The 24,813-nt window shown below is 67.1% G+C and carries 20 protein-coding genes and 1 riboswitch; of the genes, 9 read left to right on the top strand and 11 right to left on the bottom strand.

Annotation, left to right across the window (positions count from 1 at the left end):
- Positions 1-8: 8 nt before the first annotated feature.
- Positions 9-410, top strand: coding sequence for a RidA family protein (locus N4G42_RS01130; RefSeq protein ID WP_260665847.1), 402 nt, complete (start codon positions 9-11; stop codon positions 408-410).
- A 75-nt stretch (positions 411-485) separates the two neighbouring features.
- Here N4G42_RS01130 and metH read toward each other — a convergent pair whose 3' ends face one another.
- The 3 genes from metH to N4G42_RS01115 all read right to left on the bottom strand — a co-directional run bounded on the left by metH (position 486) and on the right by N4G42_RS01115 (position 4,700).
- Positions 486-3,239 (bottom strand): methionine synthase, encoded by a 2,754-nt coding sequence (metH, locus tag N4G42_RS01125; protein WP_260665846.1) that lies wholly within the window; start codon positions 3,237-3,239, stop codon positions 486-488.
- Positions 3,240-3,259: 20 nt separating this feature from the next.
- Positions 3,260-3,359: riboswitch (S-adenosyl-L-homocysteine riboswitch) on the bottom strand.
- A 41-nt stretch (positions 3,360-3,400) separates the two neighbouring features.
- On the bottom strand, positions 3,401-4,156 hold the full coding sequence (locus N4G42_RS01120; protein WP_409557785.1) for a hypothetical protein: 756 nt from the start codon (positions 4,154-4,156) through the stop codon (positions 3,401-3,403).
- Positions 4,157-4,247: 91 nt separating this feature from the next.
- Complete coding sequence (locus tag N4G42_RS01115) at positions 4,248-4,700, bottom strand: PACE efflux transporter (protein WP_260665844.1); 453 nt, start codon at positions 4,698-4,700, stop codon at positions 4,248-4,250.
- A 74-nt stretch (positions 4,701-4,774) separates the two neighbouring features.
- Between N4G42_RS01115 and N4G42_RS01110 the strand changes: the two genes are divergently transcribed.
- Complete coding sequence (locus N4G42_RS01110; RefSeq protein ID WP_260665843.1) at positions 4,775-5,716, top strand: LysR family transcriptional regulator; 942 nt, start codon at positions 4,775-4,777, stop codon at positions 5,714-5,716.
- 33 nt (positions 5,717-5,749) lie between these two features.
- On the opposite strand, the gene N4G42_RS01105 is transcribed toward N4G42_RS01110, so the two are convergent.
- Positions 5,750-6,586, bottom strand: coding sequence for an MBL fold metallo-hydrolase (locus N4G42_RS01105; protein WP_260665842.1), 837 nt, complete (start codon positions 6,584-6,586; stop codon positions 5,750-5,752).
- 98 nt (positions 6,587-6,684) lie between these two features.
- On the opposite strand from N4G42_RS01105, the gene N4G42_RS01100 reads away from it, so the two are divergent.
- On the top strand, positions 6,685-7,674 hold the full coding sequence (locus N4G42_RS01100) for a GlxA family transcriptional regulator (RefSeq protein ID WP_260665841.1): 990 nt from the start codon (positions 6,685-6,687) through the stop codon (positions 7,672-7,674).
- A gap of 315 nt (positions 7,675-7,989) precedes the next feature.
- Complete coding sequence (locus N4G42_RS01095) at positions 7,990-8,901, top strand: PPK2 family polyphosphate kinase (protein ID WP_056057123.1); 912 nt, start codon at positions 7,990-7,992, stop codon at positions 8,899-8,901.
- A 57-nt stretch (positions 8,902-8,958) separates the two neighbouring features.
- Here the strand turns inward: N4G42_RS01095 and N4G42_RS01090 are convergent, their stop codons facing one another.
- A complete protein-coding gene (locus N4G42_RS01090) occupies positions 8,959-9,711 on the bottom strand; it encodes a hypothetical protein (RefSeq protein WP_260665840.1) in 753 nt (250 codons plus the stop codon).
- 282 nt (positions 9,712-9,993) lie between these two features.
- Between N4G42_RS01090 and N4G42_RS01085 the strand changes: the two genes are divergently transcribed.
- The 3 genes from N4G42_RS01085 to N4G42_RS01075 all read left to right on the top strand — a co-directional run bounded on the left by N4G42_RS01085 (position 9,994) and on the right by N4G42_RS01075 (position 14,811).
- A complete protein-coding gene (locus N4G42_RS01085) occupies positions 9,994-11,301 on the top strand; it encodes a Glu/Leu/Phe/Val family dehydrogenase (RefSeq protein WP_056057120.1) in 1,308 nt (435 codons plus the stop codon).
- A 295-nt stretch (positions 11,302-11,596) separates the two neighbouring features.
- The gene (locus tag N4G42_RS01080) at positions 11,597-13,285 is read left to right on the top strand and encodes a class I adenylate-forming enzyme family protein (protein ID WP_260665839.1); all 1,689 of its coding nucleotides are present in this window, start codon (positions 11,597-11,599) and stop codon (positions 13,283-13,285) included.
- Between the two features lie 8 nt (positions 13,286-13,293).
- The gene (locus N4G42_RS01075; RefSeq protein ID WP_260665838.1) at positions 13,294-14,811 is read left to right on the top strand and encodes an MFS transporter; all 1,518 of its coding nucleotides are present in this window, start codon (positions 13,294-13,296) and stop codon (positions 14,809-14,811) included.
- A 19-nt stretch (positions 14,812-14,830) separates the two neighbouring features.
- On the opposite strand, the gene N4G42_RS01070 is transcribed toward N4G42_RS01075, so the two are convergent.
- Positions 14,831-15,988, bottom strand: coding sequence for a hypothetical protein (locus N4G42_RS01070; RefSeq protein WP_260665837.1), 1,158 nt, complete (start codon positions 15,986-15,988; stop codon positions 14,831-14,833).
- Positions 15,989-16,195: 207 nt separating this feature from the next.
- Between N4G42_RS01070 and N4G42_RS01065 the strand changes: the two genes are divergently transcribed.
- Positions 16,196-16,840 (top strand): hypothetical protein, encoded by a 645-nt coding sequence (locus tag N4G42_RS01065; RefSeq protein WP_260665836.1) that lies wholly within the window; start codon positions 16,196-16,198, stop codon positions 16,838-16,840.
- 64 nt (positions 16,841-16,904) lie between these two features.
- Here the strand turns inward: N4G42_RS01065 and N4G42_RS01060 are convergent, their stop codons facing one another.
- The 5 genes from N4G42_RS01060 to N4G42_RS01040 form a co-directional block, all read right to left on the bottom strand.
- A complete protein-coding gene (locus N4G42_RS01060; RefSeq protein WP_260665835.1) occupies positions 16,905-17,615 on the bottom strand; it encodes a hypothetical protein in 711 nt (236 codons plus the stop codon).
- Between the two features lie 67 nt (positions 17,616-17,682).
- On the bottom strand, positions 17,683-19,059 hold the full coding sequence (locus N4G42_RS01055) for an SH3 domain-containing protein (RefSeq protein WP_260665834.1): 1,377 nt from the start codon (positions 19,057-19,059) through the stop codon (positions 17,683-17,685).
- 21 nt (positions 19,060-19,080) lie between these two features.
- Positions 19,081-20,517 (bottom strand): tRNA 5-hydroxyuridine modification protein YegQ, encoded by a 1,437-nt coding sequence (yegQ, locus tag N4G42_RS01050; protein WP_260665833.1) that lies wholly within the window; start codon positions 20,515-20,517, stop codon positions 19,081-19,083.
- A gap of 34 nt (positions 20,518-20,551) precedes the next feature.
- Positions 20,552-21,502 carry a tRNA 2-thiocytidine(32) synthetase TtcA gene (gene ttcA, locus N4G42_RS01045; protein WP_192419539.1) on the bottom strand — a complete coding sequence of 317 codons (951 nt, stop codon included), beginning with the start codon at positions 21,500-21,502 and terminating at the stop codon, positions 20,552-20,554.
- A 177-nt stretch (positions 21,503-21,679) separates the two neighbouring features.
- Positions 21,680-22,744, bottom strand: a complete 1,065-nt coding sequence (locus N4G42_RS01040) for a homocysteine S-methyltransferase family protein (protein WP_056057104.1) — start codon at positions 22,742-22,744, stop codon at positions 21,680-21,682.
- A gap of 185 nt (positions 22,745-22,929) precedes the next feature.
- On the opposite strand from N4G42_RS01040, the gene recQ reads away from it, so the two are divergent.
- A complete protein-coding gene (recQ, locus tag N4G42_RS01035) occupies positions 22,930-24,789 on the top strand; it encodes a DNA helicase RecQ (protein WP_260665898.1) in 1,860 nt (619 codons plus the stop codon).
- Positions 24,790-24,813: the final 24 nt, after the last annotated feature.

The raw sequence follows: 24,813 nt of genomic DNA, 5'->3' as shown, positions 1-24,813 counted from the left end.
GGAATCCCATGCTCCACCGTGATGTTGTCTTCCCCGCAGGCCGCCAGGCGCTGTACGAGCGCAACCGCTATTCGCCCGCCGTGCGCGCCAACGGCTTCTTGTTTGTCTCGGGCCAGGTGGGCAGCCGCGAGGATGGCTCGCCCGAGCCCGACCTGAAAGCCCAGGTACGCCTGGCGTTCAGCAACCTCAACGCCGTGCTGCACTCTGCAGGCTGCACGTTTGATGACGTGGTGGACGTGACGATGTTCGTGGTCAACCCGGAGGCGAACTTCGCGACCGTCTGGGGCATCGTGCCCGAGTTCTGGGGGGAGGCGCCCTACCCCACGCTCACCGGCATCGGGGTGACCTGGCTGTACGGATTCCAGTTCGAGATCAAGGTGATCGCGAAGCTGCCTAGCTCTAAGGGCTGATGGGCCGGGACATTTGAATCAAACAGGCTTTCAGCGCTTATCGAACAAGCGCTGGAAGCTATTCAATTCATAGCATCACAGGTTCGGCGCCAGCAGCCGCTCCAGCACCTTCTCGTCCATGCCCCGGCGCTGGGCCATGTCGTGCAGTTGGTCTTCGCCAATCTTGCCCACGTTGAAGTACACGCTGTCGGGGTGGCCGATGTAGAAGCCGCTCACGCTGGCGGCGGGCATCATGGCCAGGCTTTCGGTGAGCGACATGCCGATCTCGCCAGCCTGCAGCACGCGGAACAGGTCGGTCTTGGCGCTGTGGTCGGGGCAGGCGGGGTAGCCGGGCGCGGGGCGGATGCCCTGGTACTTCTCGGCAATCATGTCGTCGTTACTCAGCGCTTCACCGGCAGCGTAGCCCCACAGGTCGGTGCGCACGCGGTGGTGCAGGGCTTCGGCAAAGGCTTCGGCCAGGCGGTCGGCCAGGCTCTTGAACATGATGGCGGAGTAGTCGTCCAGCGCGTCGATGAAGGCCTTTTCTTTCTTCTCGATGCCCAGGCCCGCCGTCACGGCAAACATACCGGCGTAGTCGGCAATGCCGCTGGACTTGGGCGCCACAAAGTCGGCCAGGCAGCGGCTGGGGCGGGTCACGCCGTCGATGGTGTGTTTCTCGGCCTGCTGGCGCAGGCCGTACCAGGTCATGGCCACTTCGGTGCGGGTGTCGTCGGTGTAGAACTCGATGTCGTCATCGTTCACGCTGTTGGCGGGCAGCAGGGCCATCACGCCGCTGGCCGTGAGCCACCGGCCTTCGATGATCTTCTTGAGCATGGCCTGCCCATCGGCAAACACACGCGTGGCTTCCACGCCCACGATCTCGTCGGTGAGGATGGCGGGGTACGGGCCGGCCAGGTCCCAGGTCTGGAAGAACGGGCCCCAGTCGATGTACTTGGCCAGCTCGGCCAGGTCGAAGTTCTTGAACACGCGGCGGCCCAGCGCGCGGGGCACGGCGGGCTGGTAGGCCGACCAGTCGATCGGCGTCTTGTTGGCGCGGATCTTGGCCAAGGGCCACAGGGGTGTGGCCTTTTTGTTGGCGTGCTGGGTGCGCACCTTGTCGTAGTCGGCGTTCAGCTCATCCACGTAGCTCTGCACGCCGTCGCCCAGCAGGCTTTGCGCCACGCTCACGCTGCGGGACGCATCGGGCACGTAGACCACAGGGCCTTCGTAATGCGGAGCGATCTTGACGGCGGTGTGCACGCGGCTGGTGGTGGCGCCACCGATGAGCAGCGGGATCTTCTTGATGCGGAAGTGGTCGTCCTTCTGCATCTCGCCGGCCACGTACTGCATCTCTTCGAGGCTGGGGGTGATCAGGCCCGACAGGCCCACGATGTCGGCCCCCTCGACCTTGGCGCGCGCCAAAATCTCGTGGCAGGGCACCATCACGCCCATGTTCACCACCTCAAAGTTGTTGCACTGCAGGACCACGGTGACGATGTTCTTGCCGATGTCGTGCACATCGCCTTTCACAGTGGCGATGATGATCTTGCCCTTGCTGCGCACATCACGCCCTGCCAGTTCGTCCTGGCGCTTTTCTTCTTCGATGTAGGGGATCAGGTGGGCCACGGCCTGCTTCATCACGCGCGCGCTTTTCACCACCTGGGGCAGGAACATCTTGCCCGCGCCGAACAGATCGCCCACCACGTTCATGCCGTCCATGAGCGGGCCTTCGATCACGTGCAGCGGGCGCCCACCCTTGGCCAGGATGGCGCGGTAGGCCTCTTCGGTGTCTTCGGTGATGAAGTCGGTGATGCCATGCACCAGCGCGTGCGACAGGCGCTCGCCCACGGTCTTGGGGTGCTCGGGCGTTCCGCGCCATTCGAGCTTCTTGCTCTCGTCCTTGGCGCCGCTCTTGGCGGTTTCGGCGATCTCCACCAGGCGCTCACCCGCGTCGGGGCGGCGGTTGAGCACCACGTCTTCCACACGCTCACGCAGCACGGGCTCCAGGTCGTCGTACACGCCCACCATGCCCGCGTTGACGATGCCCATGTCCATGCCCGCCTGGATGGCGTGGTACAGGAACACGGTGTGGATGGCCTCGCGCACCGGGTCGTTGCCGCGGAAGCTGAACGACACATTCGACACACCGCCCGACACCTTGGCGCCCGGCAGGTTCTGCTTGATCCAACGCACGGCCTCGATGAAGTCGACCGCGTAGTTGTTGTGCTCCTCGATACCGGTGGCCACCGCAAAGATGTTGGGGTCGAAGATGATGTCTTCGGGCGGAAAGCCCACCTCATCGACCAACACGCGGTAGGCACGTTCGCAGATCTCGATCTTGCGCGCGTAAGTGTCGGCCTGGCCCACTTCGTCAAACGCCATCACCACGGCCGCAGCGCCATAGCGCTTGACGAGGCGCGCCTCGTGCTTGAACTTCTCCACGCCCTCTTTCATGCTGATGGAGTTGACGATGCCCTTGCCCTGGATGCAGCGCAGACCGGCTTCGATCACCTCCCACTTGGAGGAGTCCACCATGATGGGCACGCGGGCGATGTCAGGCTCGGAGGCGATCAGCTGCAGGAAGCGCACCATGGCGGCCTTGCTGTCGAGCATGGCCTCGTCCATGTTGATGTCGATGACCTGGGCGCCGTTCTCTACCTGCTGGCGCGCCACGGCCAGGGCCTCTTCGTACTGGCCGTTCAAGATCATGCGCGCAAACGCCTTGGAGCCGGTGACGTTGGTGCGCTCGCCGATGTTGACGAACAGCGTGCCCTCGCCGATGGAGACGGGCTCCAGGCCGGACAGCTTCATGGGGGAGATGGACGGGGCAGACACGGACATAGGACTCACCTGTGCAGGGGCAGCAGAAAAACAGGTGAGCGTCGTTGCGGTGGGGCTTGAATAGCTTTTGGGTACCCAAGCCTGACGGCCCCGTCGTGGTGAGAGGCCGCTGCAACGCTCCTTGGGCAGATGCGGATTTTACCGGGTGATACGAGCTGGCGTTCGCCGCATCAACGCACCGGCAGGAATTGCAAAAAGGTACCGCCCACAATGCCCTGCACGTAACTGATGGCAGCGCGGCGGTACTTTTCGGTGGTGAACGCGGCCAGCAGGTCCAGCCGCGCGATGATCTTGCCGAACTCGCGCTCGAAGCTCAGGTTGCGGCCCTGCTGGCCGATCTCGTCGGCCAGTAGCAGGGGCTGGCCTTGGGGGTTGCGGCGCTGCGCCAGCAGCCACACGGCGGTCTCGACGTTGCGCGCGGCGTTGTAGAGGTGCTGGGCATCCATGCCGTCGAGCAAGAAGAACTCGGTCTTGCCGCCGTGGGCGGTAACGATCATGTCGGCCGTGGCGTAAATGAAGGCCGCCACGCGGTCGCCTGCGAACTCGGGTGCCAGGGCAAGCGCCATGGCGGCGATGTCGCGGCGGCCCTGCAGTGGGGCCCAGGGCTGGCGCTGCAGCACGGCGGTGCGCAGCTGCTCCAGCGCCTGTTCGCGGCTGGTGGCGGCGCCCTTGCGCCATTCGCCAGGGTTGCGGCGGTAGAGCTTATCGGCCAGGCGCAGCAGGCCGTCCAGGTTTTCCTGCATGGCCAGGGTGGCCATGCGGTTGGCATCGGACTGGGCCAGTTCGGCGGCATGGGTGGGTGCACCTTTCACCTCGCCGCGCGGGGTGGGGGCGTTGCTGGCACAGCCTGCCAGCACGCAGCAGGCCGCCATGCCAGCCCACCGACCCCGCAAACCCCGCAGCAGCAATAAAAACGGCCCTCGCATGGGGCCGATTATGGGTGGCGGCTGAGCGCCCCAGCCCGCCGGCGAACGGCGGTTGACATTGTTTGAAGAAGCGCGCTCGGGGCTGTTGTTACTACGCCGCCATGGCCGACGCGGGCAGGCCGAACAGGTGGTCAAACACCCAGTTGAAGACAAAGGTGTAACAAAGGAAGAACACGATAAGCCCCAGGTCCATCACGAACGCGTGCCACAGGCTCACGCCAAACCACCAGGCAAACAGCGGCACCAGCGTGAACACCAGGCCGCCCTCGAACCCGATGGCGTGCGCCACGCGCCGCGCCACGCTGCGCCCGCGCACGGGCTGGCGTGCCTCCCAGCGCTCGAACGCCCAGTTGAAGACGATGTTCCAGACGATGGCGATCACCGAGGCTGCCACCGCCACCACGCTCGAATGCCCCGCGCCCTGGCCCGTGAGCAGCGCCAGGCCCACCGTGGCGGCGCCGATGGCGATCAGCTCGTACAGGGTCACGTAGATCACGCGGCGCTTGACGCCTTGCAGGCCAAAAAAAGTGGGTGTCTTGTCCATGGCCAGTACTTTATATTCGCCTCACTGACATATAAAGTCAGCTTGTTTCAGTTTTATTGATAGATTAAACCGCCATGGCCTTCAACTCTGACAGCGTGCAGGTGTTTCTGACCGTGCTCGACCACGGCTCGTTCTCGGCCGCCGCGCGGGCCTTGTCGCGTGTGCCGTCGGCCGTGAGCATGACCATCGCCCACCTGGAGGCCGAGTTGGATGTGCAGCTGTTTGACCGCAGCGGACGCGAGCCCCGCCCCACCGCCGCCGCCCGCGCGCTGGAGCCCCAGGCCCGGCTGCTGGCGGGCCAGCTGCAGCAGCTCAACGCCCAGGCGCTGGCGCTCACCCAGGGGCTGGAGGAGCGGCTCACGCTGGCCATTGCGCCCGAGCTGCTGGCCTCGCGCTGGACGGAGGCGCTGGCGGCATTGGCGCAAGAGCACCCGCTGCTCCAGATCGAGGTGCTGGCCGCGCCGCAGGTGGATGCGCTGGCGCTGCTGCACAGCGGCCGCGCGCAGCTGGCGCTGGTGTTCGAGCGGCCCAGCATCGACGGGCGCGAGGGCTTTCAGGAGGTGGGCACCGAAACCCTGGTGGCGGTGATGGCGCCGCAGCACCCGGTGCTGGTGGCCGCCCGTGCCGCCGCCCAGGCACGGGGTGCCCCAACGAAGGACGCCATGCTGCGCGAAGAGCACCTGACCACCACGCGCCAGATCGTGGTGGCCAGCCGCGACTTGGCACAGACCGACCCGCGCTTTGTATTTGCCCGCCACCACTGGCGCACCGACAACCACCTGGCCGCGCTGGGCCTCATCGAAGCCGGCCTGGGCTGGGGCTGGCAGCCGCGCGCGCTGGTGCAGTCACGCATCGAGGCAGGGCGGCTGGTGGAAATGCCGTTCGAGAACCTGAGCAACGGCACCGCGCTGTGGGTGGACGTGGTGTGGTCCAAGGAGCGGCCGCTGGGCCTGGGCGCTGCGCGGTTTGTGGCGCTGATGCGGGACCAGCGGGCGCTGGAGGCCGAGCTGGCGTGATTTACGGCCTTTTTGGGCGGTAGCGCTAGTCGATCATGCTGTTGTAGCTACTAAATTCATAGCATTACTTTCGACGGTGGGCCCGGGGTAGTGCCGACACTCGCCGTCCTCGGGCACCCACAGGCGGTGCGCCCACCCGCCGCGCTGCGCCAGGGCGTGCACCTGGGCACGGGTGGTGGGGCAGTGGTCCAGGGCCTCCAGGTGGTTGACCACCACGGCGCCCGTCGTCAGTGCGGCAGCCTGTGCGACCTCGGCGGCGTCCATCAGGATGTCCGCGCCCAGGTCGAACCGGGCGCCACCGGCGGGCAGCACGGCCACACCGGGGTGCAGACGCCGCAGGCAGTCGCGCACTGGGGGCGTCAGCACCGTGTCGCCCGCCAAGTACACGCTGGGCTCGCCCGGCAGCTCCAGCAGGTAGCCGTGGCCGTGCTCCATGAAGCGCGCCACCCAGCCCCGGCCGTGGGTGCAGGCCACGGGCGTGACCTGCCCGCCCAGCGCAAAGGGCTGGCGGCCCTCGCCCGCCAGCGGCAGCACCTTCAGGCCGCGCTGCGCCAGGTAGGCAGCGTCGCGCGGCATGCACAGGACGGGAATCTGGCGCTCGCGCAGAAACTGCTTGCCCGCGCGGTCCAGGTGGTCAAAGTGCCCACGCTGGCAATGGGTGATGAGCGCGTGGGTCACGCGCTGCAGCGCCGCGTCGGCCTCGGCGGGCAAGTCCACCAGAGGGTTGCGCTGGCGCCGGGTGCCCAGGTAGCGCAGCGCGGGCAGGCTGCCCCGGGGCGCGAGCATGGGGTCCACCAGCAGGCCGACCGGGCGGCCCGCGTGCTGGAACTCCAGCAGGACGGTGGCATTGCGCAATTGGGTGATGAGCATGGGGGCTTTCAGTGGGAAGGGGGTGTTGCCATTGTTGAAAAGCAGGCCTCCCCCGAAAATGGCGCAGATTGACAATTTCTTTCCGTTTTAAGCCACCCATGGTTTCACCGACCTCTCCACCCCAGCCGCCCCTGCGCGTGGCGCTGCTGCTCTACCCGGGCTGCATGCCCGCCGGCCTGTTTGCGGCGGCGGACATGGCACGCGCCGCCAACCTGCGCGCGCAGGCCAGCGTGATGGACATCTGCTGGGCGGGCGTGGACCTGTCGCCCGTGCCCACCTGGCAAGGCCCTGCGCTGGCCCCCACCGTGGCGCTGCAGCATGCCGAGGCCGATGTGGTGCTGGTGCCGGGCCTGTGGCTCTCGTCGCCCGACCAGCTGCAGGGGCCGCTGCAGCAGCTGGCCCCGGTGGTACAGGCCTTGCGCGCGCTGCCCCGGCGCACCCAGCTGTGGAGCTACTGCGCGGGCGTGGTGCTGGCGGCTGCCAGCGGGCGGCTGCGCGGCCAGGGCGCCACAGCCACCTGGTGGTTGCGTGCGGCGCTGGAGCAGCAGTTTGCGCCGGTGGACTGGCGCTTTGACGAGCCGCTGGTGGCTGGCCCCACCGCCACCACCGCCGCCGGGGCCAACGGCTATTTGCCGCTGATGCTGCACGCGCTGGCCGCGCGCCTGCCGCCCCAGGCATTGACCGACCTGCAGGAGCTGCTGATGCTGCCCCGCCCCCGCACGGCGCACCCCGCATTTGCCGGGCATGACCTGATGACGCTGGCCGACGCCGACCTGCGCCGCGCCATGCTGTGGGTGCAGCGCAGCCCCGCCACCGATCTGCGACTGTCTGCGCTGGCCCAGGCGCTGGGCCTCTCGCCCCGCACGCTCGCGCGGCGGGTGCAGGCCCACACGGGCCTGACAGCAGCCTTATGGATGCGCCGCATCAAGTTGCGCCAGGCCAGCGAGGCGCTGTGCGACACGCCGCTGCCGCTCAAGCGCATTGCCGAAGACCTGGGCTTTGCCAGCGAGGCAGGGCTGCACCGCGCGTTCCGCCAGGCCACGGGGCAGACGCCGCTGGCCTACCGCATGGCACATGGCGCGCGCTAAGGGATCCTCTGCACGAATCGAGCGGCAAGTGGGCGCTGCGGATCGGGATGGGCTGCAAGTCGCAAAACGCAGCAATAGCCGCAGCTATTGCGAGTATTTGCAACGCCGCAGACGGCCCGAGACCGCAGCTGCACACGGCGCGGTGATTTGTGCAGAGGGTCCCTCAACGGCTCCTGCGCCAATTTTCAAGCCCAATCTGCCCCAAGCGCTAGTGAATCATGCGCAATCAGCTATGAACTTGATAGCATCATGTTTTCGTAGAAGAGGAGACCGCGCCCGCGCTGCTGACGTACGATGGCCCATCGAGGAGCCCGCATGAACCACCCGTTTCACAGCAGCAACAAAGACGTGGCCCAGCGCTGGTCGCAGTGGCAGCCGGACGCGCCGCAGCACGACGACGAGAAGCGGACCGACGGCCAGCCCGAGCGGCGCAAGGCCGGCAAACACCGCCGCACGGTGGCGCTCAAGGACTTTGATCCGTCGGCCAAGCCGTTTTCGCTGGGCGACAAGCTCAAGGACAAGGCCGCCACCGAGTCGATTGCGCAGGAGCTGGACACGCTGCAGAACCTGTTCTACGCCGACAAGCGCTACAAGCTGCTGGTGATCCTGCAGGGCACGGACACGGCCGGCAAGGACGGCACCATCCGGGGCGTGTTTGGCCGCATGAGCGCGCTGGGCGTGCACGCCGTGGGCTGGAGCGCCCCCACCGAGGCCGAACGTGCCCACGACTACCTGTGGCGCATCCACCAGAAGGTGCCCGGCGCGGGCGAGATCACGGTGTTCAACCGCAGCCACTACGAGGACGTGCTGGTGCCCGCCGTGAACGGATGGATCACCCCCGAGCAGCACCACCAGCGCTTTGGCCACATCAACGACTTCGAGCGCATGCTCACGCACACCGGCACCATCGTGCTCAAGTTCATGCTGCACATCAGCGCTGACGAGCAGCGTGAACGCCTGCAGGAACGCCTGGACGACCCGGCCAAGCACTGGAAGTTCTCGATGAGCGATATCGAGGCACGCAAGCAGTGGAGCCAGTACCAGAAGGCCTACGAAATGCTGCTGGCCGCCACGCACACGCCCTGGGCGCCGTGGACCATCGTGCCTGCCAACTCCAAGACCCACCGCAACCTGATGATCGCCACTCTGGTGCGCGAGGTGCTCACCGGCCTAGACCTGCGCTACCCGCCGGGCGACCCAGCGCTGCAGAAGATCCGCATCGAATAGGCCCCACACCGCTGCGGACGCGGCAGCGGGCGGCGCGGAGCCAGGCTGCGCATGCCATCACTGGCCCGACGGGCATTCGGGGATGCGGCCCCAGGCGTCGCCGCAGAAGTTCTGCCGTGTGCGGGTGAGGCAGCTCGCGCGCGACAGCTCGTTGCTCATGGCCGCGCACTGGGCCAGCGCACCGCGCAAGCGGGCCAGGCTGTCGCCGGGCGACGGCGCGGGCGCTGCGGGCGGCGGCCACGGTGCGTTGTCGGCCGGTGCCACTGTGCGTGGCTTGCCGGTGGCAGGCAGCGATGCCGCATCGGCCACGCGGGGCGCGGTGACAGGCGTGAAAGGCGGCGCAGAGGCCGCAGATGCAGACGACGGTGCAGCAGCGGCACTGTCTGGTGCGGACGCAGCGGCTGCCGGGCGTGCGCGTTCGGATTCAATGATTTCCTCCACCGGCTCGGGGCGGGAAGGTGCAGACTCCGCAGTGCCTGCGGTGCCGGGCACTGCGGCGGGGGCTGCGACGGCCGGGGCCTGCTGCGGGGGCGGCACGGCATCGGGCCGACCCAGCAGGTACCAGGCCGCAACGCCCGCCACCACCAGCAGGGCCACTGCGGCGCCTGCGTAGGCCATGGTCGGTCGCTGGCGCGCCGGGCCCGCAGCAGGATGCTCGTCGTCATCGAACACAAACTCCATCGGCGCCGGTGCAGCGGGGGTGGCGAGGTTGGCCTCTGCCTCCAGGGGGTGGGCGCACTTCACGCGCCAACGCGCCGTAGGGTGGTTGGGCGCTTGGCACTGCGGGCAGGCGGTGTAGGTCACGCTCATGGGATTTCCCTCTCTTTTTTCATTGGCCCGGCGGTCCGGTGTGTGCCCGGTGCAGCGCCTGGTTCTGTGCCGGGCTGGCCGAGTCTAGGCGCAACGGGCCGCCCGGCAAGGTCCAGGCCCACGGGTCGCTACCCGGCCGGTAGATTGCCGCACTGCAGCATGGGACAGGGTTGCGCACAACTATGCATCAAATGCATAACCCACAAACACACCGGCCTTGGACAGTGCCCGGGCCGAGGCATAAGCTTCGCAGCCTGAACTGATCCCACAAGGAAATTCACCATGTCAAACCCCGTCGGCGCCCCCGCCGCACAATCCCACCCCCTGCCCTCGTACCTGCAGGCCGACCACCTCGGCCCCTGGGGCAACTACCTGCAGCAGGTGGACCGCGTCACCCCTTACCTGGGCAGCCTGGCGCGTTGGGTGGAAACGCTCAAGCGCCCCAAGCGCATCCTGATCGTGGACGTGCCGATCGAGCTGGACAACGGCACCATCGCCCACTACGAAGGCTACCGCGTGCAGCACAACCTGAGCCGCGGCCCCGGCAAGGGTGGCGTGCGCTTCCACCAGGACGTGACGCTGTCGGAAGTGATGGCCCTGTCGGCCTGGATGTCGGTGAAGAACGCGGCGGTGAACGTGCCCTACGGCGGTGCCAAGGGCGGCATCCGCGTGGACCCCAAGAAGCTGTCGATGGGTGAGCTGGAGCGCCTGACGCGTCGCTACACCAGCGAAATCGGCCTGCTGATCGGCCCGTCCAAAGACATCCCTGCACCCGACGTGAACACCAACGGCCAGATCATGGCCTGGATGATGGACACCTATTCCATGAACGTGGGCGCCACCGCCACCGGCGTGGTCACCGGCAAGCCCGTGGACCTGGGCGGCTCGCTGGGCCGTGTGGAAGCCACCGGCCGTGGCGTGTTCACCGTGGGCGTGGAAGCCGCCAAGCTGACCGGCCTGGCGCTCGACGGTGCCCGCGTGGCCGTGCAGGGCTTTGGCAATGTGGGCGGCATTGCCGCCAAGCTGTTTGCCGAAGCGGGTGCCAAGGTGGTGGCGGTGCAAGACCACACCGGCACCATCTTCAACAGCAAGGGCGTGGATGTGCCCGCCCTGCTGGCGCATGTGAAGACCCGTGGTGGCGTGGGCGGCTTTGCCGGCGCCGATGTGATGAAGGCCGAAGAGTTCTGGGGCGTGGATTGCGAGATCCTGATCCCTGCCGCGCTGGAAGGGCAGATCACCAAGGACAACGCGGGCCAGATCAAGGCCAAGCTCGTGATCGAAGGCGCCAACGGCCCCACGACCACCGAGGCCGACGACATCCTGCACGACAAGGGCGTGCTGGTGCTGCCCGATGTGATCGCCAACGCCGGTGGCGTGACAGTGAGCTACTTTGAGTGGGTGCAGGATTTTTCCAGCTTCTTCTGGAGCGAGGACGAGATCAACGCCCGCCTGGTGCGCATCATGCAAGAGGCCTTTGCGGGCATCTGGCAAGTGGCGCAAGAGCACAAGGTGAGCCTGCGCACTGCCACTTTCATCGTGGCCTGCCAGCGCATCCTGCACGCCCGCGAAATGCGCGGCCTGTATCCATAAGCCCACGCCCGCCCCACCGGCCCGCCCCTTACCCGGGACGGGCCGTCACACCACCGCCAGCCGCTGCGATCCAGCCCTGGCGGTTTTTCTTTGCCCAGGCCTTGCGCAGCCACCGTGGCTGTTGCGCCGTGGCGACGCAGCAAGCGCGCACAACGGCCGTTCAAGGCCCCAGAACGACCGCGCAGCCGCCGCAGAAACCAAAAGATACGCACACATACAAATGGTGATCTTTCCCCCGGACCTTGCGTGAAAAACTGCCTGGACTTCGCATTCACGCCGTCTTCGGGAGATTCTGGTGGCCCTTCCATCCCTGCGCAGCCTGCTCGCGCGCTTTCTGCTCAGCCGCCTGCGCACCGCGCGCTCCGTGGCCCGTCTGGCGTACCGCCTGCACCCCCACAAACCCGCGCTCATCGACCGGCGCGGCACCCTCACCTATGCGCAGTTGCAGGATCGCGTGTACCGCCTGCAGGCCTGGATGCAGGCCCAGGGCGTGAAGAAAGGCGATGTGGTCTTCACCTGGCTGCCCGAGACCGGTGAGCAGTACGAAACCCGCCTGGCAACGTTTGAGAATGGCACCATCTTTGCCAGCTTTCACAAGCACCTGCCGGCCGAGGCAGCGCTCACGACCATGGGCCGCGTCAAGCCCACCGTCTTCATCCACGACCCGCTGCTGAGCACGCCCATCCTGCAGGCCGTGCGCGAGCAGCTGCCCGGCTTGCGCGTGCTGGCGCTGGGGGATGAATACGAGCGCGCCCTGGCGCAGCAGACCCCCTCTGCGGGAACGGCCGATGTGCACGAAGACGATGTGTTTGCGCTGCACATGACCTCGGGCACCACGGGCCTGCCCAAGTCCATCGGCTACAGCAACCGCAAGTACCTGGACAGCGTGCGCCTGATCTCGCGCGCCATCGACTTCAAGCCGCCCGCCAACGGGCCGGACGTGAACATGCTGGGCCTGCCGCTCACCGGCCCGGGCTCGGGCCTGGTGCTGCCTACGCTGCTGGCGGGTGCGGCGTTGGTGATGCCCGAGGACTTCCGCGCCACCACGCTGGCCGGGCTGATCCAGAAGCACCGCGTGTCGCGCGCTTTCCTGTCGCCCTCGGCCATCATCGACCTGCTGGACGAGCCCACGCTGGGCCAGTACGACCTGTCGTCGCTGACCCATGTGCCCTACGGCTCGGAGATGATGCCCGCGCCCAAGATCGCCGAGGCCATCCGCCGCTTCGGGCCCATCTTCCAGCAGGGCTACGGTTGCCTGGAGGCCCTGCCCCCCATCACCTGGTTGCTGCCCCACGAGCATGTGGACGCGCAAGGCAACCCGCTGGGCAACGACATCCTCTCCACCGTGGGCCGCGTGATGCCGGGCGTGGACGTGGTCATCCGCGACGAGCAGTTTGCGCCGCTGCCGCTGGGCCAGATGGGCCTGATCACCGTGCAGACACCGGTGCGGTTTGACGGCTACTGGCTGGACCCGGAAAAGACCAGCGAAACCCTGCGCGACGGCTGGGTGGTGATGGGAGACCTGGGCTACTTCGACGCCGCCGGTTACCTGCATGTGTTGGGCCGCAGCGCCGACCGCGTGGTGCGCAATGGCCAGGCGCTGAACCCGCGTGAGATCGAAGAAGTGGCGCACTCCCACCCGGCCGTCAAGGAGGCCTGCCTGGTGCAGCATGGCACCGCCGCCGTGCTGGTGGCCAGCCTGCGGCAAAGCTGGCGCAACGACCGGGGCACCCAGGCCCTGGAGCACGATCTGGCAGAGTTTCTGGTGCAACACCTGCCGCCCGAGATGCGGCCCGACGATGTGCGCCTGGTCACCGAGATTCCGCGCAGCTTCCTCAACAAGATGCTGCGGCGCGAGGTGCGCCTGATGCTGGAAGCCATGCCGCCGCGCAGCAGCGCGGCGCACACGGCGCGCGCAGAGCCTGTGGCGGGCTCGATGGTGACGGCTGCCCGGGCCGAAGCAATGGCATCCGCGCACCCATGACAGCCCCCATGAACATGCAGTACACCCCACACATCCGGCTGAGCCTGGGCACCAAGCTCGGCTACGCCGTGGGCAACGTCGGCCTGCAGATGCTGATTGCGGCCATGAGCTTCCTGCTCATGATCTTCTACACCGATGTGGCCCTGGTGCCTCCGGCCGTGGCCGGTGCGGCGCTGCTGGTGGGCAAGGTGTGGGACACCATCAACGACCCGCTGTTTGGCTGGCTGACCGACCGCACGCGCTCGCGCCACGGCCGCCACCGCGTGTACCTGATCTACGGCGCCCTGCCCCTGGCGGTAGTGGCTGCCGCCGTGTGGATGGTGCCCCCGGGCCTGAGCCCCTGGGCAGCGTTTGTATGGATCGCCGTCACCTACACGCTGTTCGACACCGCGATGACGCTGGTGCAGCTGCCCTACCAGGCCATGGCCGCCAACATGACGCAAGACTACGACGAGCGCACCAGCCTCACGGCTTTTGCATCCATGGGTGCCCTGCTGGGGTTTTTTGCGGGCAGCGTGTTCATGCCCCTGCTGGTGCGGGCCGCGCCCGATGCACGCACGGGCTACGCACTGGCAGGCGCCTGTTTCGGGCTGGCCGCCGGGGTTGCTGTGGCCGTGGTGGCCTGGCGCGTGCGCGAGCCCGCCGCCACCGGCGACTTATCGCCTACGGCCCCAACCCCTCCAGCAGCCACACCCGGCTGGGCATCGGTACGCAGCACCCTGCTGGCCACGCTGCGCAACCGCCCGTTTGTGATGCTGGTGAGCGCAGCCGGGCTGGTGCGGCTCGGCCTCACGCTGGTGCAGGCCTCGCTCGCTTATTTCGTCATCTACCAGCTGCAGGGCGACAAGGGCGATTTGCCACGCTTCATGGGCATCCTGCTCGCGGTGGTGGGCGTCTCGCTGTTCGTCTGGAAGCGCGTGGTGGACCGCTGGGAGAAAAACCGGGCCTACATCCTCGGGCTGGTGTTCTGCTGTGCGGGGCTGGTGGCGCTGTACTGGGTGGGCCCAGGCCAGCAGGCCCTGGTGACGGGCATCCTGGTGGTGGTGGGCATTGGCATGGGCGCGCACTGGATCGTGCCGTTTGCCATGGTGCCCGACACCATCGACCACGGCCACATGCAAGCGGGCGAGCGGCAGACCGGCATGTACTACGGCCTGTATGGCCTGGTCGACAAGCTGGCTCGCACCCTGGCCACGGTGCTGGTGGCCGGCATGCTGGAGCTGACCGGTTATGTGCCCAACGTGGCCCAGTCTGCCCAGGCGCTGCAAGGCATCACGGCCATGACGGGCCTGCTGCCGGCGCTGTGCCTGGTGCTGGCCATCCCGCTGCTGATGGCCTACCCCATCACCCGCGCCCGCCATGCAGACCTGGTGCGCAGCGTGGGCGCTGCCGCCCCGGCGGAGACGGCCAGTGCGGCAGCAGTGGCCGCAACCCCTGTACGCCAGAGCGAACACACCACCCGCCCTGCGTGGGAGCCCTCACGCACACTGCCCGGTGGTGGGCACGACTTCGCACACAGTCGTTAGAGAACATCCGGGAGCGCCCTCAGGCAGACGGCGCTGGCCCGACCGGTTCGGGCGGCAACACGCCGCGCAGCGCCAGACAGAAGGGCTGCGCACACTCTGCGCGCGCTGCATACGGGCAGCCCACGGTCTCGCACAGGCCCGAATCCCCGTTGCGCGCCCGCGCGTCCTCGCGCGGCACCTGGCCGCTGGCCTGCAGCACGGCCATCTGGGTCCAGGGGTCCAGGCGCCCTGTGGCCTGCTGCAGCATGTCGCGGCCATACACGGTGGCGGCCAGTTGCGGTTGCAGGTCCAGCACCAGCAGCGCGCTGGTGCGCGGCGCGGCAGCATCCATGCCCTGCAACACCAAGGCCATGACCCCCGATTGCAACGCCTGGCCGCCGCCCGCAAAAGGCACCTGCAGCGCGCCGCCCGCAGCGGTGGCGCCCGCGCCCAGGCTTGCGCTGACTTGCGCCGCCGCCGCGCCCGCAGCGGCAGGTGAAGCCTGGGCCGCCAGCCACGGCACCGGGGCACGCAAGGTGAGCGCCAGCCCGCGCGGCCCCTCGGGGGTCGACACCACGCCCTGGCGCACCAGCCAGGTTTGCAGCGGCGGCTGGTCGGCATCCAGCGCGCCGCTCTCCAGCGCCTGCGCCATGCCAATCGGCCAGGGCTGCGCGGCCACCACGCGCTGCGGCACTCCGGCCTGGGCGGTGACCTGTGCCACCAGGGCACTCACCATCCGCAGCAACGGTGCGCTGAGGCCCGACGCGGGCCAGGCCGTGCCACTTGTGGCGGAGGCAGCGGACGCCGCGACATTGCCAGACGTACCCGGGGTTGCGCCACGGGGCAGCGCCGATGCCCCCGGGGGCGCAGCCCGCGCGGCCCCCTCACCCCTTGCGCCCTGCAATCGGCCATCGGCCCCGCCCGCCCGGCGCGGGTCGAAGCCCGCCGCCAACTGTTCGCGCGCCTGGGGCGAGATGCTGGCCTGGTCCGCCGGCGTAGGCAGCGGCCCGCCGGGCGGGCTGGGTGATGTGACCGAGGGCGGCGGCGCGCTAGGGTCTGCGGTGGGCAGCGGTGCGGGTGCAGCAGATTTGGGTTTGTCCAGCCCCAGCAACGCCGTCTGCCGCTGCAGCGCCGCCTCGGCCAGGAACTGGGCCACCGGCGGCAGTGCCGTGCGGGACGGATCGATCGGGAGGGTCATGCCGGGTTGCCTGGGGAAGGGATGTCCGATTCTGTAGCGATTCGTCCAGCGTGAACAGGCCATGGTGCGGGCAGGCCTGCCGCGCGCATCAGCTATCAACTACATAGCAAAAGGTGCAATAAAGTCCGGCGCTACCGGCACTTTTTGCCCACAATCCGGTTCCACCGCCCGCCGCCTTGCCTCTCAGCGCGCAGCCACCTCCCCGCCATGCAACCGCACACCACCGCCCGCTCGCGCCTTGTTGATCGCCACCCCACGCCCCACACCGGGGTTGCGCCCGCACTGCTGATGGCCGTGCTGGGCTTCCTGCTGTTCAGTGGGTGGATGTATGCGCCGCAGTGGGAGCGAGCCTTCCGCTCGGACGGCTCGCCGGTGTCGTGGCTGTCGAGCGCGCTGCTGCTGGCGCTCAGCATCACGGCCCTGCGGATGGTGGGGGACCGCGCCCTGCCCCGGCAGCTGGGCGCCTGGCTGGCGCTCTCGTTTTTTGTGCTGGCGCTGGACGAGCAGTTCATGCTGCACGAGCTGTGGAAATTCCGCTGCCATGAATGGACGGACGCCTGCCGCTGGGCCCCCGTGCGCGAAGCCCCCATGCTCGCCGTGGCGGTGGTGGGCCTGCTCACCATGGCTTGGCTGCACCACGCCTTGTGGCACCCCGGCACCCGCGCGCTGCTGTGGGCGGGCCTGGCGGTGGGCTGGCTGGCGATAGGTGTGGACCAATGGCCCGAAGTGCAAGCGCGCTGGCCCCGCCTGCCCGAGCTTCCATCGCCGCTGGCCACGCTGGAAGAAGGGCTGGAAGTGGTGGCCGAGGCGCTGGTGCTGGGGGCGTTGTTGCGGCAACCGGGGCAGCGATAAGAGGGAGACGCCGTGCAGATCCGCTGGCAGACGGATGAGAGCCATGCCCGACGTTCAGCAGTACTCAGCTGAACTGCTCATAAAACACATCAATCGGGCTCGTGGCGACCTTGGCCTGGAGCGGAAAAATCTCCCAGGAATTTTCAACGCTCATGTCATCAAGGCGAGCCAACAATTGATCCCGCACAGCCGCTTTCACTTCCTGTCGCCAGTTCAAGACCTGGCCCCAGGTTGAACTCCCATTCAAATGCAATGGAAACCGCACAGCTTGCACTGATGCGCTATAGGCCAGAGGAAAGAGCCGCCTGTAGGCGTGAAGGTTGTAGAGCCACGAAACGCCACGCACTGTTGTAGCCATTGGCGCACTTCGCTGAACATGTGCAAACAAGTCGCGCAGGTCTGACATCCTCGCGCCGACGTTCTCAACGGCCAATGGACTGGACTTGAGTCCACTTGGCGGTAGAAAGTGGATGCGCAAGGTACCGGTGGCATCGGGCGGGTCGTACGAGAAGCAGCCAAACGACCGTTCGAGTTCGGGGTAGGAGTGGGGCCGCTGGTACTCGGCGTACAAGGCGAGTTGGGCAGCATGGTCACTGCCTGTGCTTTGAACTCTGGCCAAGAAGCGATGCCATTGAGTCTCGCCGGCGTTGCCCCAAAGGTTCAGCCTGCGTCGCAGGTTAGTACAACGGTCAATGGCCACGTCAATTGGAACCGCCGCTTTCACCGCATAGTGCGCGGCAAACTTCAATTGAAGAGAAAAATAACATTCAAGCATTGAATTGGACGGTGACACTGGCTCGCCGACTGCTGCTCCCAGCCGAACGTTGTCCAGCAGCCTCCCCTCACGTGCACTCCTGATCCACCCAATACCCCGCCGGAAACCATTGACCGTTGATATTGAGATACCAGCGCCATTCAAAAATGGGCTCAAAGCTCATGCCCCCTGGCGAAGGGGTGTCGATGCGCAGGATGTCCGCCACACCGTCGCGGTCCAGGTCAATCTCGTGCACCGTCACCGCCGTTTTCTTGAGCTCGGGCTGGGGCCGGTAGGGCGGGTCGGCGGGCATCATCCAGCTGGTGGCGTAGCGCCGGGAGCGCACCTTCACCGCATCGGGCGGCAGCTTGCCGGGCACCACCAGGCGCACCAGCACTTCAGCGGAATCTGACACCTTGGCATAGCCGCGCACGGCAGTGGTCTCGTCGTTGCGCGGGTCGTCAAAGCCCTTGCCCGGGTAGTGGCCGCCGCAATAGTGGTCTGCATTGCTGATGTCCCAATACCGCCGGCCCAAGGTGCGGGCGCCCACCAGGCCCTGGTGCGTGATGGCGTACAGCGTGAGCGCCGGGGCAAAGGCCAGATCGGCACCGCCCACGTCCCAGAAGCCAGTCACGAACTCGATCTCGGGTCCGCTGTGGCGGTTGAAGCTGCCATAGGGCACAGCGGTGGGCTCCACGGCAATGCGGCTGCCCGCCACGGCCGCGATGCCGTCGGCCTCGGTCTCGTGCAGCAGGGCCACGCTGGTGTGGCTGCGGAAGTACGACGGGGCAATGGCAGGCAGCGTGGGGGCGGATGCCAGGGGCGCCACGGCCGGGATATGGTCCACGGCGCGGGTGGCCAGCTTCAGGTTGTCCAGCGGGTTGACGGGGCGGCCCCGGTCGATCTCCTGCTCGGGTCGCAGCAACACGCCGCCGCGCATGAGCTTTTTGGCAGCCTCCCATTCGGGGCGCAGGGGGTACTGCACGGGCATCCGGGGCGTGTGGCTTTGAGTCAACGCGGGCAACTGCAATGCAGCGGGGCGCGGCAGGGCGTTGCCATAGGCCCGCATGCGGTTGGCGGACGGCGCCACCCAGAAGGCGCGGGCGGCGTCCTTGCCCGCCTGGGCCAGGGTGAGGGGCTGGTCGGCCAGCAGGTTGCAGGCCACATGGGCTTGCAGGGGCTCAGGCAAAGGCGGGCCTAGGCGCGCATCGCCCGTGTAGAGCACGGCGCACCAGCCGTCGCGCTCGGTGAGCTGTTGCAGCACGGTGTTGGCAGGCACCTGGGCCACGATGCGGGCCTGCGACTGGGCAGCATCGCGCAGGTTGACCCACGAGCCCTGCACATAACGCTGCTTGGCGGGCGCGACAGCCGGTGTCTGGGCATTGGCCGGGCCGATGAGTGCTGCGCCCAGCAAAGCAGCCATGGTCCAGTGGCGAGGCCGTGTGGCGTGCACCAAGGTCTTCATGCTCCAGCCCCTGCAAAAGAGTTACACCGCCAATGCAGGCTCTGCCGCTGCAGCAGGCGGTTGCGATTCAATCACCCGCGCCAGCAGCGCGCCGCTGTAGCGCGCGGGCAGCGGGATCCAAACGCGCACCGGGCTGCCCTGGGCGACCTGCACGGGCTGGCCTTCCACATTGCGCATCTCTTGCAGGCGCACGGTGATGTTGCCGCTGGGGTGCACGACCTCGACCAGGTCGCCCACGGCAAAGTGGTTCTTGGTTTCGACCTGAACCCAATCTCCTGACAGGCCCACATCTGCCTGTCCTTCGGCACCCAGCACCTCGCCCACATACTGGCTGCGCTGCGTGGCCGAGTGGCCGCTGATGTAGTTTTGGTAGTCGTTGCTGGGGCGGCGCTCCAGCAGGCCGCCGGTGTAGCCGCGGTTGGACAGGCCTTCGAGCTCGATCAGCAGCTCGGGGTTGAAGGGCCGGCCCGCCACGGCATCGTCGATGGCCCGGCGGTACACCTGGGCGGTGCGGGCCACGTAGTACAGGCTCTTGGTGCGGCCCTCGATTTTGAGCGAATCGACGCCGATCTGCGCCAGGCGCGCCACGTGCTCCACCGCACGCAGGTCCTTGCTGTTCATGATGTACGTGCCGTGCTCGTCTTCCATGATGGGCATCATCTGCCCTGGGCGGCCCGCTTCTTCGATCAGGTAGACCTTGTCGGCCTTGGGATGACGCTCGCCGTTGCCGGTGGTGGAGAACGACTGCTCGGCCTTTTGCTGCGCGGCCTCGAAGTTGAAGTCGCCTTCCATCTTCTGCGCAATGGCTTCGCCCGTGGTGGGGTCGATGTCGGCGTCGTGCGTGGCGTAGTTCCAGCGGCAGGCGTTGGTGCAGGTGCCCTGGTTGGGGTCGCGGTGGTTGAAGTAGCCGCTGAGCAAACAGCGGCCCGAGTACGCAATGCACAGCGCGCCGTGCACGAAGACTTCCAGCTCCATGTCAGGGCATTCCTGGCGGATTTTCTCGATCTCGTCCAGGCTCAATTCGCGCGAGAGGATGACGCGCTCCACGCCCATCTTCTGCCAGAACTTCACGGCCGCCCAGTTGGTTGTGTTGGCCTGCACCGAGAGGTGCACCACCTGCTCGGGCCACTTCTCCTTGACCATCATGATCAGGCCCGCGTCGGCCATGATGAGGGCGTCGGGCTGGCAGTCGATCACGGGCTCGATGTCGCGCAGGTAGGTGCGGATCTTGTCGTTGTGCGCAATCAGGTTGCTGGTCACAAAAAACTTCTTGCCGCGTGCGTGCGCCTCGTCAATGCCTTGCTTGATCTGCTCCAGGCGGAACTCGTTGTTGCGCGCGCGCAGGCTGTAGCGCGGCTGGCCTGCGTACACGGCGTCGGCGCCAAAGTCATAGGCGGCGCGCATCTTGTCGAGCGAGCCGGCGGGCAGGAGCAGTTCGGGGGCTTTGAGCGTGGTCATGGGGTGGCCCAATCTAAAAATCGTCGGTATCAGGTCAGCGCGGCATCAGTGGCAGGCCCGCGAGCATGCCCACGGCCTGCGCTGGAAACGCTTCGGCATCAAACGCCTTGTCCCCATCGGCATCCTGCACGCCGTTGGGCACCAGGCCCTTGAAGTCGAACTGTCGCGGGTCCATGAAGTGCGAGGGCACGAGGTTGCGCAGCGCCACGGCCATGTTCTCGATGCGGCCGGGGTAGAGCTGCTGCCAGTCGCGCAGCATCTGGCCGATCTGCTTGCGCTGCAGGTTCTCCTGGCTGCCGCACAGGGTGCAGGGGATGATGGGGAACTGGCGGTGTTCGGCCCAGCGCGTAAGGTCGTCCTCGGCTACATAGGCCAGGGGGCGTATGATGAGGTGGTCGCCCCGGTCGCTCTGCACCTTGGGCGGCATGCCCTTGAGCTTGCCGCCGAAGAACATGTTGAGGAAGAACGTCTGCAGCATGTCGTCGCGGTGGTGGCCCAACGCGATCTTGGTGCACCCCAGCTCGTCGGCCACGCGGTACAGGATGCCCCGGCGCAGTCGGCTGCACAGGCTGCACATGGTCTTGCCTTCGGGGATGTGCTCCTTGACGACGCTGTAGGTGTCCTGCGTTTCGATGTGAAAGGGCACGCCGACCTGCGTCAGATACTCCGGCAGCACGTGGGCCGGAAAGCCGGGCTGCTTCTGGTCGAGGTTGACGGCGATCAGCTCGAACTTGTGGCCGTTGCGCTGCTGCAGCATGCGCAGCACGTCGAGCATGGCGTAGCTGTCCTTGCCGCCCGAGACGCAGACCATGACCTTGTCGCCGTCTTCGATCAGACCAAAGTCGGTGATGGCCTGGGCCACCTGGCGCACCAGGCGCTTTTCGAGCTTGAGCGCGGCGTGGGCGGCAGCCTTGGCAGCCGCTGCGGCAGCGTCGTCGTCGCCCTCCACAAAGGAAGAGGCGGGCGGGGTAGCGGTATCAAGCATGGAATGGACGGACCAGACGGCGAAACGGGAAGGCGCAATGAAGGGGGGATTGCAAGGTTGCCGCACCCAGCGGCGCCTTGCAATGGGCTGCCGCACTGCGCTGGTACGGCATTGACTACTATTTTTATAGCTACCAGCGCATATGGAACAGGCGCTAGCAGCCAATTCGACTCAAATTCAGGCTTCTGCGGGGTAGAACATCTTGCGAGTGGGCACATCGGCCACCGCCTTGGCAATGGCGCCAATGTGGTCTGGCGTGGTGCCGCAGCAGCCGCCCAGGATATTGACCAGCCCCTCGGCCGCAAACTCGTGCACCAGGCGGCTGGTGATCTCGGGCGTTTCGTCAAAGCCGGTGTCGCTCATGGGGTTGGGCAGGCCGGCGTTGGGGTAGCAGCTGATGAAGGTGTCCTCGGCCACCCGGTTCAGCTCCTGGATGTAGGGGCGCATCAGCGTGGCGCCCAGGGCGCAGTTCAGACCAATGGCCAGCGGGCGCGAGTGGCGCACGCTGTGCCAGAAGGCGGTGACGGTCTGGCCCGACAGGATGCGGCCCGAGGCGTCGGTCACGGTGCCGCTGATGATGAGCGGCAGGCGCTCGCCGCTCTTCTCAAAGAATTCGTCAATCGCGAACAGCGCGGCCTTGGCGTTCAGGGTGTCGAAGATGGTCTCGACCAGCAGCACGTCGGCGCCGCCTTCGACCAGCGCCTCGGTCTGCTCGTAGTAGGCAGCGCGCAGGGTTTCAAAGTCGATGTTGCGGGCGCCGGGGTCGTTCACGTCGGGGCTGATGCTGGCCGTCTTGGGCGTGGGGCCGAGGGCGCCGGCCACGAAGCGGGGCTTGTCGGGCGTGCTGTATTTGTCGCAAGCCGCGCGCGCCAGCTGGGCCGAGCGCAGGTTCATCTCACGCGCCAGCTCGGCCATGTGGTAGTCCTCCTGCGCCACGGTGGTTGCGCCGAAGGTGTTGGTCTCGATGAGGTCGGCGCCAGCGGCCAGGTAGCGCTCGTGGATGTCGCGGATCACGTCGGGCCGGGTGATGCTGAGCAGCTCGTTGTTGCCCTTCACGTCGTACGCAAAGTCCTTGAACCGGTCCCCCGCGCCATCCGGCCCGGTGTAGCCCTCGCCCCGGTACTGCGCCTCGCCCAGCTTGAAGCGCTGGATCATGGTGCCCATGGCGCCGTCGAGGATGACGATGCGTTGGGCAAGGATATCGGGGAGTTGCGCGGCGCGCGTGTAGTGGAGGGCTTGCATAGGCCCCTATTGTAGAAAGTGCGGCCCCTGCGCCCTTGCAGCGCACAATATGCGCCTGCCGCGCTCAGGGCCAAGCCCTGGCGCGCCAGAAAATACTGGCCGTATCGGCACCAAGCGCTTGATTTATATGCGCTTGTAGCTATCTATTTCAGAGTATCCGCTTGTCCTCTCGCCCGTCTCCCGCGCTGTCCCCTGCCCATGCCGTTTTGCAGGACGTTTTTGGCTACGAGCAGTTTCGCGGCCCGCAGCAGGCCATTGTTGAGCATGTGATCGCCGGTGGCGATGCGCTGGTGCTCATGCCCACCGGCGGCGGCAAGAGCCTGTGTTACCAGGTGCCGGCCATCGTGCGCCAGCGGCAGGGGCGTGGGGTCACCATCGTGGTGTCGCCGCTGATTGCGCTGATGCACGACCAGGTGGGCGCGCTGCACGAGGCGGGGGTGTCTGCCGCGTTTCTCAACTCCACGCTGAGCTATGACGAGACGCAGGACGTGGAGCTGCGGCTGCAGACCGGCGACATCACGCTGCTGTATGCCGCGCCCGAGCGGCTGAACACACCCCGGTTCCTCGGCCTGCTCGACAGTCTGTACCACGGCGGTCACCTGTCGCTATTTGCCATCGACGAGGCGCACTGCGTGAGCCAGTGGGGCCACGACTTCCGCCCCGAATACCGCGCGCTTACCGTGCTGCACGAGCGTTATGCGGGCGTGCCCCGCATTGCACTCACGGCCACGGCCGATGCGCTGACGCGCGCCGACATCGTGGAGCGGCTGCAGCTGGAAGGCGCGCAGCATTTCGTGAGCAGCTTTGATCGGCCGAACATCCGCTACCGCATTGAGGAAAAGAAGGAGCCGCTGGCGCAGCTGCTGCGCTTCATCGAGCGTGAGCACCCGGACGACGCAGGCGTGGTCTACTGCCAGTCGCGCAAACGCGTCGAGGAAATGTCGGCTGCACTCGTGGACGCGGGCATCAAGTCCCTGCCCTACCACGCAGGCCTGCCCGCCGAGGTGCGCCAGCAGAACCAGGACCGCTTCCTGCGCGAGGAAGGCATCGTGATGGTGGCCACCATTGCGTTTGGCATGGGCATCGACAAGCCCGACGTGCGCTTTGTGGCGCATGTGGACATGCCCAAGAACATCGAGGGCTACTACCAGGAGACGGGCCGCGCAGGCCGCGACGGGCTGAACGCCGACGCGTGGATGGCCTACGGCCTGCAGGACGTGATGAACCAGCGCCGCATGATCGACGAGAGCCCGGCAAGCGAGGAGTTCAAGCAGGTGATGCGCGGCAAGCTCGACGCGCTGCTGGCCCTGGCGGAGGCCACCGATTGCCGGCGCGTGCGGCTGCTGGGCTACTTTGGCGAGCAGTCCACGCCCTGCGGCAACTGCGACAACTGCCTGAACCCGCCCGCCGTGTGGGACGGCACGGATGCGGCCCGCAAGCTGCTGTCCACCATCTACCGCGTGCAGCAGGCCAGCGGCCTCAGCTTTGGCACCGGCCACATCATGGACATCGTGCGCGGCAAGGACACCGAGAAGGTGAAGCAGTTCGGGCACGACAAGCTCTCCACCTTCGGCGTGGGCAAGGACTATTCCGAAGCGCAATTGCGCGGCGTGCTGCGCCAGCTGCTGGCCACCGGGGCCGTGGGGCTGCAAAAGGTGATGCTGGAGAGCGGCCACAGCTTCGACACGCTGAGTCTCACCGACGGCTCCCGCCCTGTGCTCAAGGGAGACGTGCCCGTGCTGCTGCGCGAATCCACGGCCAGCGCACCCGCCAAGCGCACGCGGCGCAGCACGGCACCGCCGGCCGCTGCCGCCAACCTGGGGCCCGATGCCCAGGCGCGCTTCATCAACCTCAAGGCCTGGCGCGCCGAGGTGGCACGCGAGCACAACCTGCCCGCTTATGTGATCTTTCACGACGCCACACTGGCTGCGATTGCCGAGCGCAATCCCGCGTCCCTGGACGACCTGCAGGGGATCAGCGGCATGGGGGCGAAGAAGCTGGAGGCTTATGGGGCTGAGGTGCTGAGGGTGTGCACGAATGCCTGACCGTTTGGAGTTGCTGCACTGACT

The sequence above is a fragment of the Acidovorax sp. K2F genome (assembly GCF_025246485.1).
Lineage (GTDB): Bacteria > Pseudomonadota > Gammaproteobacteria > Burkholderiales > Burkholderiaceae_C > Acidovorax > Acidovorax delafieldii.
This window is presented reverse-complemented; position numbering and strand designations above follow the sequence as displayed.

Excerpts from the sequence above, each read along its gene's own strand:
- N4G42_RS01130 (WP_260665847.1), top strand. The coding sequence starts at position 9 with ATGCTCCACCGTGATGTTGTCTTCCCCGCAGGCCGCCAGGCGCTGTAC.
- N4G42_RS01120 (WP_409557785.1), bottom strand. The coding sequence starts at position 4,156 with ATGCGAGGGCCGTTTTTATTGCTGCTGCGGGGTTTGCGGGGTCGGTGG.
- N4G42_RS01115 (WP_260665844.1), bottom strand. The coding sequence starts at position 4,700 with ATGGACAAGACACCCACTTTTTTTGGCCTGCAAGGCGTCAAGCGCCGC.
- N4G42_RS01110 (WP_260665843.1), top strand. The coding sequence starts at position 4,775 with ATGGCCTTCAACTCTGACAGCGTGCAGGTGTTTCTGACCGTGCTCGAC.
- N4G42_RS01105 (WP_260665842.1), bottom strand. The coding sequence starts at position 6,586 with ATGCTCATCACCCAATTGCGCAATGCCACCGTCCTGCTGGAGTTCCAG.
- N4G42_RS01100 (WP_260665841.1), top strand. The coding sequence starts at position 6,685 with ATGGTTTCACCGACCTCTCCACCCCAGCCGCCCCTGCGCGTGGCGCTG.
- N4G42_RS01095 (WP_056057123.1), top strand. The coding sequence starts at position 7,990 with ATGAACCACCCGTTTCACAGCAGCAACAAAGACGTGGCCCAGCGCTGG.
- N4G42_RS01090 (WP_260665840.1), bottom strand. The coding sequence starts at position 9,711 with ATGAGCGTGACCTACACCGCCTGCCCGCAGTGCCAAGCGCCCAACCAC.
- N4G42_RS01085 (WP_056057120.1), top strand. The coding sequence starts at position 9,994 with ATGTCAAACCCCGTCGGCGCCCCCGCCGCACAATCCCACCCCCTGCCC.
- N4G42_RS01075 (WP_260665838.1), top strand. The coding sequence starts at position 13,294 with ATGAACATGCAGTACACCCCACACATCCGGCTGAGCCTGGGCACCAAG.
- N4G42_RS01070 (WP_260665837.1), bottom strand. The coding sequence starts at position 15,988 with ATGACCCTCCCGATCGATCCGTCCCGCACGGCACTGCCGCCGGTGGCC.
- N4G42_RS01065 (WP_260665836.1), top strand. The coding sequence starts at position 16,196 with ATGCAACCGCACACCACCGCCCGCTCGCGCCTTGTTGATCGCCACCCC.
- N4G42_RS01060 (WP_260665835.1), bottom strand. The coding sequence starts at position 17,615 with ATGCTTGAATGTTATTTTTCTCTTCAATTGAAGTTTGCCGCGCACTAT.
- N4G42_RS01055 (WP_260665834.1), bottom strand. The coding sequence starts at position 19,059 with ATGAAGACCTTGGTGCACGCCACACGGCCTCGCCACTGGACCATGGCT.
- yegQ (WP_260665833.1), bottom strand. The coding sequence starts at position 20,517 with ATGACCACGCTCAAAGCCCCCGAACTGCTCCTGCCCGCCGGCTCGCTC.
- ttcA (WP_192419539.1), bottom strand. The coding sequence starts at position 21,502 with ATGCTTGATACCGCTACCCCGCCCGCCTCTTCCTTTGTGGAGGGCGAC.
- N4G42_RS01040 (WP_056057104.1), bottom strand. The coding sequence starts at position 22,744 with ATGCAAGCCCTCCACTACACGCGCGCCGCGCAACTCCCCGATATCCTT.